This is a genomic window from Pseudomonas sp. 5.2, from assembly GCF_059025405.1.
Map to the genome: position 1 here is coordinate 1 of NZ_JBYBHH010000042.1, position 1,754 is coordinate 1,754.

The 1,754-nt window shown below is 65.3% G+C and carries 2 protein-coding genes; both read left to right on the forward strand.

The window, feature by feature from the left end:
* On the forward strand, positions 1-848 hold an 848-nt coding region (locus tag AC5PZ0_RS28175), incomplete at its 5' end, for a quaternary amine ABC transporter ATP-binding protein (protein WP_493856198.1).
* Positions 849-867: 19 nt separating this feature from the next.
* The coding region (proW, locus tag AC5PZ0_RS28180; protein WP_186704254.1) for a glycine betaine/L-proline ABC transporter permease ProW at positions 868-1,754 on the forward strand (887 nt) is incomplete at its 3' end.

Sequence of the window (1,754 nt, forward strand, 5' to 3'; positions counted from 1 at the left end):
ACAACATCTTCAAAGTGTTCGGCCCCAACCCGAACATGGCCATGGAGATGCTCCGCAAGGGCGCCGACAAGAACGAAATCTTCAGCAAGACCGGCCACGTCGTCGGCGTGTTCGATGCAAGCTTTTCCGTCAAACGGGGCGAGATCTTCGTCATCATGGGCCTGTCGGGCTCGGGCAAGTCGACCATGGTGCGGCTGTTCAACCGCCTGATCGAACCCACCGCCGGCAGCATCCACCTCAACGGCCGCGAAATCACCGGGCTGTCCGATAAAGCCCTGCTCGATGTGCGCCGCAAGGAAATGGGCATGGTGTTCCAGTCCTTCGCCCTGATGCCGCACATGAGCGTGCTGCAGAACACCGCCTTCGGCCTGGAAATCGCCGGCGTTGCCGAAACCGAACGCCACCGCCGTGCCCGCGAGGCGCTGGGCCAGGTCGGCCTGGCCGGCCACGAGCACAGCTACCCGCACCAGCTGTCCGGCGGCATGCAGCAGCGCGTGGGCCTGGCCCGGGCGCTGGCCAACGACCCGACCATCCTGTTGATGGACGAAGCCTTCTCGGCCCTTGACCCGCTGATCCGCAACGAGATGCAGGGCGAGCTGATGCGCCTGCAGGCCGAGCAGCAGCGCACCATCATCTTCATTTCCCACGACATCGAGGAAGCCATCCGCATCGGCCATCGCATCGCGATCATGGAGGGCGGCCGGGTGGTGCAAATCGGCACCCCGCAACAGCTGATCAACCAGCCGGCCAACGATTACGTGCGCGCGTTCTTCAAGACCTTCAACAGCCGCTGCCAGTGTTCCAGCCTGGCCAACAGCACGCCGTTGCAGTCCCTGAGCCGCCACTGACCCCCGCGAGGTTTGCCCCATGTCCGAATTCAGCCTGCTCGACCCGTTCCAGGCGGCCACCATCCCCCTGGGCGACTGGGTCACCGCTACCCTCAACTTCCTCGTGCACAACTTCCGCGAGGTGTTTCGCGCCATCCGCTGGCCGATCGACCAGGTGCTCAATGGCATCGAGTTCACCCTGCAGAGCATCCCTCCCACCATTGGCATCCTGCTGTCGTCCTTGCTCGGCTGGCAGCTGGCGGGCAAGCGCATGGCGCTGCTGTGCTTCGTCACCCTGACCCTGCTGGGGCTGATCGGCGTGTGGTCGGAGTCGATGACCACCCTGGCGCTGGTACTTACCTCGGTGTTTTTCTGCGCGGTGATCGGCATCCCGCTGGGCATTGTCTGCGCCCGCAGCAACCGCCTGGAAAGCATCATCCGCCCCGTGCTTGATGCGATGCAGACGCTGCCGGCGTTCGTCTACCTGGTGCCGGTGGTGATGCTGTTCGGCATCGGCAACGTGCCGGGCGTGCTGGTGACCATCGTGTTTGCCCTGCCGCCGCTGGTGCGCCTGACCAACCTGGGCATCCGCCAGGTGCCGGAAGACAAGATCGAAGCGGCCCGCGCCTTTGGCTGCACGCCGCGCCAGATGCTGACCCGCGTGCAGCTGCCGCTGGCCACCTCGACCATCATGGCCGGGCTCAACCAGACCCTGATGCTGTCGCTGTCGATGGTGGTGATCGCCTCGATGATCTCGGTCGGCGGCCTGGGCCAGATGGTGCTGCGCGGCATCGGCCGGCTGGACATGGGCCTGGCTACTGTCGGTGGCATGGGGCTGGTGCTGTTGGCGATCTTCCTCGACCGCCTGACCCAAGCCATGGGCGCGCGCACCAATGCCGACCCGAGCCTGCGCTGGTACCACACCGG